The 6,186-nt window shown below is 49.3% G+C and carries 7 protein-coding genes; 3 read left to right on the top strand and 4 right to left on the bottom strand.

Translation table 11 applies throughout. The features are described 5' to 3' along the window. The first annotated feature begins 331 nt into the window (after positions 1 to 331). Complete coding sequence (locus tag C2M35_RS14325; protein WP_105265632.1) at positions 332 to 1,372, top strand: phospholipase A; 1,041 nt, start codon at positions 332 to 334, stop codon at positions 1,370 to 1,372. A 77-nt stretch (positions 1,373 to 1,449) separates the two neighbouring features. On the opposite strand, the gene C2M35_RS14320 is transcribed toward C2M35_RS14325, so the two are convergent. Next, a complete protein-coding gene (locus C2M35_RS14320) occupies positions 1,450 to 2,346 on the bottom strand; it encodes a bifunctional GNAT family N-acetyltransferase/hotdog fold thioesterase (protein ID WP_105265631.1) in 897 nt (298 codons plus the stop codon). Between the two features lie 132 nt (positions 2,347 to 2,478). On the opposite strand from C2M35_RS14320, the gene C2M35_RS14315 reads away from it, so the two are divergent. After that, entirely contained in the window at positions 2,479 to 3,168 is a 690-nt protein-coding gene (locus C2M35_RS14315; protein ID WP_105199298.1) for a spermidine synthase, read from the top strand. Here C2M35_RS14315 and dtd read toward each other — a convergent pair. Genes dtd through C2M35_RS14300 form a run of 3 tightly spaced genes read right to left on the bottom strand, consistent with a single transcriptional unit; the run spans position 3,165 to position 5,421 of the window. Beyond that, complete coding sequence (gene dtd / locus C2M35_RS14310; RefSeq protein ID WP_105199297.1) at positions 3,165 to 3,602, bottom strand: D-aminoacyl-tRNA deacylase; 438 nt, start codon at positions 3,600 to 3,602, stop codon at positions 3,165 to 3,167. The two genes, C2M35_RS14315 and dtd, sit on opposite strands and share 4 nt — an antisense overlap. Then, positions 3,602 to 4,525 (bottom strand): alpha/beta fold hydrolase, encoded by a 924-nt coding sequence (locus tag C2M35_RS14305; protein ID WP_105265630.1) that lies wholly within the window; start codon positions 4,523 to 4,525, stop codon positions 3,602 to 3,604. Before C2M35_RS14305 ends, dtd begins: the two co-directional genes overlap by 1 nt. A gap of 2 nt (positions 4,526 to 4,527) precedes the next feature. Then, positions 4,528 to 5,421 (bottom strand): virulence factor BrkB family protein, encoded by an 894-nt coding sequence (locus C2M35_RS14300; RefSeq protein ID WP_105199295.1) that lies wholly within the window; start codon positions 5,419 to 5,421, stop codon positions 4,528 to 4,530. Positions 5,422 to 5,507: 86 nt separating this feature from the next. On the opposite strand from C2M35_RS14300, the gene C2M35_RS14295 reads away from it, so the two are divergent. After that, positions 5,508 to 6,149, top strand: coding sequence for a DUF2959 domain-containing protein (locus C2M35_RS14295; RefSeq protein WP_105199294.1), 642 nt, complete (start codon positions 5,508 to 5,510; stop codon positions 6,147 to 6,149). Positions 6,150 to 6,186 lie beyond the last annotated feature (37 nt).

Here is a 6,186-nt window from a genome sequence, read left to right as displayed (position 1 = left end):
CTCGCTATGTACATAGGCGAGCAAGACCGAAGCAATGCTTCGCAGCCTAGCGAGGTGAGCGCATGGATGCGCGATGTAACCAAGCTTCATGGATGAATTTAACCACATGAATCAGTGATTATATTCATCAGAATGCGTTTAGATTGAACATAAAGAAAACCGCAAAGATAAACAGACCCAACCGATTGCGTGAGAGTCAGTGAGAGGTACTCACTGCTAATGGGCGGCCTAGCCGCCCATTTTTTCAGCCTAAATTCACGCAAGTGCTGCGAAAGTATCGCACTAACAGTATAATTCCTTGTACCTTATACAATTAAATAACAGGTAAGTTATGGATTGGCGCTATCTTATTGCCGGTTTAGCCACGAGCACACAGCTCTGGGCCGTTCAACCGGAAACTGAAGAAAAAAGTTACCAGCAAGAAGAACTCAATATCGTTAAGCAATGTATTCTCAATGAAGCCATTGCCGGGGATGGCGAGCAAACTCTCGCCCAGTTGCGAGAAAAATGCACTGCACTTGAGGTAAGCAAACAACTCAGCGCCATAGATAAACGCAAGGCTCGCGAGCAGGTGACGGAAAAAAACCGTAACGTGATAACCCCGCACAATCGTAACTATATTTTGCCCGTCACCTATATCAAGCATCCCAACGAGGAGCCCTTTGGTGCTGATCTTGAAAACCTCTCCACAAATGACGAGGGCGAAAACCTAGATAACGTCGAAATTAAATACCAACTTTCGCTTAAAGTTCCAGTTTTCGACGATTTTAGCGACAAGGATCAGGCCGTTTATTTCGCCGTCACCCTGCAATCGTACTGGCAGTTTTATAACGACGATATTTCCTCGCCGTTTCGCGAGACCAACTATGAGCCGGAAATCTTCTGGATTAACTACCTGGATGAAGAAAACGTCTGGTGGGGCGATGAGCTTGCCGTAGCTTTGGGGATTTCACACCAGTCTAACGGCCGCAGCCAGCCTTACTCGCGCTCCTGGAACCGCGTCTATGCCAACTTTATCTGGGAACAAAACGGCTATGTATTTAGCTTCAAGCCCTGGTACCGCCTTCCCGAAGACGAAAAAGACGATCCGATGGAAGCCAAGGGCGATGATAACCCGGATATTCACAAGTACATGGGTTACTTTGAGTTTCGCGGAGTGCGCCGCTTTGAAGACCACGAGGTCAGCTTTATGCTGCGCAATAACCTAAACTCGGACAACCGTGGTGCCTTACAGCTTGATTGGTCCTTCCCGCTTTGGGGCCGCCTGCGTGGCTATGCCCAATACTTCAACGGTTATGGCGAAAGCATGATCGACTATAACGCCGATATCGAACGCTTTGGCGTGGGTATCCTGTTGACTGACTTGCTGTAAAAAGCAGCCATTATCATTAAAAAAGCCAGCATTATGCTGGCTTTTTTGTCGATATTATCGAGTTAACGAGGTAAAGGCTATTTCGCTATAACAACAAAGCGCCCTTCAAACTCGCCAACCAGGGTGTCGCCATCATAAATCTTCACCGGTACCTTATAACTGGCTTTACCATCACTTTCCAGCTGCTCAAAGCAACCTTCACATACCTGTTGATCTACATGCGCTCTAGGCAGTGACTTAATTGGCTTGAGGTATTTAATATTGGCATCGGCTAAAACAATGTCGCCCTCTTTACCTGCCTCTCTCAAGGCAAGATAAGTAGCCCCCCATCCTGCCAGGGTTGCCATGGAATACACAGAACCGGCAAACATGGTGTTGTGCACATTGATATTGGCATCCAGATCGGCCACCACACTGAACTGCCAATCCGTGTAGGATTCCACCTTTATGCCCATCTTATCGCTGATGGGGATGGATTCACGCCAGGTATTTTGCAGCACCTGAGTCCAGTCCGGATGACGGAACCAACCGGGCTCGCTAGGGCGTTGCTTAACCATGCGCCAATGCTGCACATCGCCATAAGCCAGATGCGCTTTTTCTTTTAATTCATAGCCATGACGCTTATAGAATTCAAGTGCTCGCTCGCGGGCAAAGAGCACCAACTCATCGGCATTTTGCGTCCAGGCAATCTTCTCTAATTCATGTAATAAACGGCTGCCTAAATGCTGGCCTCGGTGCTCTTCAGCCACCGCCATATAGCGCACCTGAGCCTGCTGGCCATTGTTAAAATGTAATCGGGCGACGGCAAGCACCTCACCTTCTTTATTTTTAATAAAGCGATGTTCTGATTCCTGCTCTAAATCATCCTGCTCACTGCCACGAGGCTGATCCCATGGCGCTCGTAAAACCTGCCAGCGCAGTTGGTAATACGCCTGCCAATCATCACTACTTTGTGGGGTGGTTACCTGGAACATACTTCCTCCAATCACTTTTTTGCCATCCACCTTACAAGATTTAACGCTTAGGGCAAATAACACTAAAGCACAACTAGCCAAACAAGCGTAAATGATTATGCACGGCTAACAGTATGGGTCTATGCTGAGCTAATGAAAGCTGCACTTATACACAATGATGCCGCATCCAGGCACTTTATTACCAATTGCGCCCACCTGGGGCATTTACTTTATTGGTATCGCCAAGGGGGCACCCGCCTTGAGGTGCGACAACAGCAAGAGTTTCGCTGGCTGTTGCTCAATCACACCCTGCAATCCGTCATTGTCGCCAATCAACCACAAAGATTGCTGCTCCCCCATCTGCATATCCTGGCCCAATACTGGCAAACCCTTAAAAAGCCGCAAAGGGTGCTGGAGCTGGGCCTTGGTGGCGGCGCCATTCGTAATTACCTGCAATACTCTTATCCCGAGGCCGAGCTGGTGTCGGTGGAGCATAATGCCCAGGTGATCCACTGCTACAAACGCTTTTTTAGTGCCGGGCAAAGCGACAACCTCTGCTGCCTTGATGCCGAGCAAGCGCTTAACCGCTGCGGTCGTTTTGATTGGTTGATCTTGGATTTATTTAGTGAGCTGGATGCGCCGATGTTTTTATTTCAGCAGCGCTTTTATGAGCTTTTGAGTGCAGCATTGGCGCCACACGGATATGTTTTTATTAACTTTCTAGCCCATCATCACAGCCAGTTAACACGCTTAGAACAGCTGCTTGCAGCCACCTTTGGCAAGGCGGCAAAAGTTATTACTGTGCCCGGCTACGCCAATCATTTGCTCTTTATCAGTCGCTAAACCGTTAGGTTAAAAGTGACCGGGCCATCATTGGTTAAACTCACCTGCATATCGGCGGCAAACTGGCCGGTGGCTACGCTGATCCCTTGCTCCTGCGCCTTGGCGACAAAATATTCATACAGGTGGGTAGCCTGATCTGGCGTTGCGGCACTGGAAAAGCTCGGGCGCATGCCCTTTTTCGTATCCGCTGCCAGGGTAAATTGCGACACCACCATAAGCTGGCCGCCTATATCCTTAAGGCTGAGGTTCATCTTGCCCTGCTCATCGGTGAAAATCCGGTAATTGCTGACCTTGTGCAGCAACTTATCCGCCTGGGCTTCGTCATCGGCTTTCTCTACCCCAAGCAACAATAAAATGCCCTGGCCTATTTCCCCGACTAGCTTGCCTTCCACTTCCACTTTGGCGCCACTTACACGCTGAATTAATCCTTGCACTAAGACCTCTTTAACTGCAGATACAAATGGTCGGTCGCCCGACATAGAGCCTGACAATATACCTCATTTTCGAGAGTGCAACCAAGCTCGGCGACTATCTGCAATTGGGCCTGAAGCGCATTTGCCAAACGCTGTGCCTGAGCAAAGGAGCAGCGTAAATCATAACGGCCATGAACCATATAAGTTGGCATCTTGTTGAGGCTGTAAGCCCCTTTCAGCAACTGCTCTTCCGCTAAGAAAAAGCGGTTCACCCGATAGTGCAGCTGCAATTTTGTCAGCTGCAGATGATTATCATGCTCCATGGTTTGCCGCCCCAATTGCTGCTGCCAGGCTCCCCAAGCTTTGGCGGCTTCTATTTGAACCAGCTCATTGGCATCGAAAAGGCGTTGATAGTAGTCATCTACCAACTCGTCCGGGGCAAGCAGTTTTGGATTAAAGAGGTGATACTGCTGCGGATAAAATTGTGCCGCCGCCCCAGATGAGCCCAAGCTCCATGCACAATCCTCGCGGGTACCTAATAAGCTCGCCCATAACAATAACGCGGACACCTGCTGAGGATGCGCTAAGGCATAGCTCAGCGCCAACATGGCGCCAAAACCTTCACCGGCAAGAATTACACGGCTTAAACCGAAATGCTCACGTATCAGCTCCAGATCGGCAATCAATAAATCGAGATTGTTGTGCTCGCAGGTATGCGGGGTGGAGTTACCACAGCCGCGCTGGCTGTAGAGAAAGATACGATAATGACGGGGATTAAAATAGGCACAAGGAGCGCGACTAAGGCCTGCACCGGGGCCATCATGGCAGACAAACACAGGAAAACCGTCGCGATTACCATGCTCTTCAATTTCGAGTTGGTGGCCATGAGCCACGGCAAGATGATAAACCTGCCGCGGCGCGTCTATAGGATAGCTGAACGCCATGCTCACTCCTTGCGAGCGGCAACCTCCTCGGCAACGATATCGTCAATGGGTGGCCGACTCACACTAATACATACGGTAAATTCCGCGCCCAGCAAGACCACAATCCACGACAGATAAACCCAGACAAACAAAATAGGCACGGTAGCCAAGGCGCCATATATCAGTTCGTACGAGGGAAAATGACTGATATACAGTGCAAAGCCTTTCTTAGTCAGCTCAAACAGCAGCGCCGCAAAAATAGCGCCGGGGATCGCCGCCCTAAAGGGAACGCGGGTGTTAGGTACTAGAGTATAGAGCATTATAAAGCCCGCGGTGGACATCACATAAGGCAGCGACTTAATCACAAAGCCGCTGAACCCGGGGATCCCTTCATCGGCAAAGGACACCAGAGACACTATATAAGACGTCGCGCCTATGCTTAGACCAAGCAGCACGGGGCCAAGGCTGAGCACCATCCAATAAACGGCGAAGGAAATCATCGCCGGGCGCTTTTTCTTAATGCGCCAGATACGATTTAAGGTGGCATCTATATTGCGAATCAAAAACAGCGCCACAACCGCCAAAAAGCTTATCCCCACCGCGGTCATCTTATTGGCATTACCAGTAAAGGCACCGATATGCTCTTTGATCACATCCGTAGAGGTAGGCACCATGTTAGTGAAGATAAAGTTTTCGATATTAATACGTATGTCTTCAAAGCCGGGAAAGGCGGAAAAAATAGCCACACCCACCGCGATTAAAGGCACCAGGGATAATAAGGTAACATAAGCCAGGTAGCCGGCATTCACGGCGATCTGGTCTTCACCACACCGGGTAAAAAAGTAGCGCCACCAGCGCGGCTGAGCTTTAACCCAAATTGCCAAGGTTGTTTTTATTTTGTCACTATCCCACTTCATTACGAACTCAAAGAAGAAAATCTTTTGCTTATCATAGCAATCAGCCACATAATTTACAGTATCAAGTTTAGAGACAGGACACTCAAATGCTCAAAAAAATAGCCCTAGCAACGGCTTTTCTCTCCCTTAGCGCATGCCAATCTGCCTACTACTCGGCCATGGAATCCGTAGGCGTACACAAGCGCGATATTCTTGTCGACCGGGTGGAAGAAACCAAGGAATCGCAACAAGAGTCTCAAGAAGAGTTTCAGTCCGCCCTTGAGCGCCTAAGCACCCTGATCAACTTTGACGGTGGCGATCTGCAAGACGCCTATGAGCAACTGAACGATGATTATGAGGCAAGTTTGGCGGCCGCTGAAGAGGTCAGCACCAATATCGATAAGGTTGAAGATGTGGCCGAAGCCTTGTTTGAGGAATGGGCCGACGAACTCGAAGAATACAAAAGTGCATCTTTAAAACGCGAAAGCACGAAAAAGCTGCGCGCCACTGAGCGTCAGTTTGCCCAGTTGCTGCGCTCCATGCGTGCCAGCGAAGCAAAAATGCAGCCGGTGCTGGAGTCGCTGCAAGACAATGTGCTTTATCTGAAGCATAACCTGAATGCTCAGGCCATTGCCGCCATCAAGGGCGAATTTGCCAACCTGCAGCGTGATATCAAGGTACTGATCGACGATATGAATCGCTCTATCGCCGACTCCAACCGCTTTATCGAGCAAATGAACCAGGGTTAAGCCTGATACCAATTCACTTAAACAGCTCATCATTCTA

Source organism: Pseudoalteromonas sp. T1lg76 (assembly GCF_002964725.1).
GTDB lineage: Bacteria > Pseudomonadota > Gammaproteobacteria > Enterobacterales > Alteromonadaceae > Pseudoalteromonas.
This window is presented reverse-complemented; position numbering and strand designations above follow the sequence as displayed.

Excerpts from the sequence above, each read along its gene's own strand:
- C2M35_RS14295 (WP_105199294.1), top strand. The coding sequence starts at position 5,508 with ATGCTCAAAAAAATAGCCCTAGCAACGGCTTTTCTCTCCCTTAGCGCA.
- C2M35_RS14305 (WP_105265630.1), bottom strand. The coding sequence starts at position 4,525 with ATGGCGTTCAGCTATCCTATAGACGCGCCGCGGCAGGTTTATCATCTT.
- C2M35_RS14325 (WP_105265632.1), top strand. The coding sequence starts at position 332 with ATGGATTGGCGCTATCTTATTGCCGGTTTAGCCACGAGCACACAGCTC.
- C2M35_RS14315 (WP_105199298.1), top strand. The coding sequence starts at position 2,479 with ATGAAAGCTGCACTTATACACAATGATGCCGCATCCAGGCACTTTATT.
- C2M35_RS14300 (WP_105199295.1), bottom strand. The coding sequence starts at position 5,421 with ATGAAGTGGGATAGTGACAAAATAAAAACAACCTTGGCAATTTGGGTT.
- C2M35_RS14320 (WP_105265631.1), bottom strand. The coding sequence starts at position 2,346 with ATGTTCCAGGTAACCACCCCACAAAGTAGTGATGATTGGCAGGCGTAT.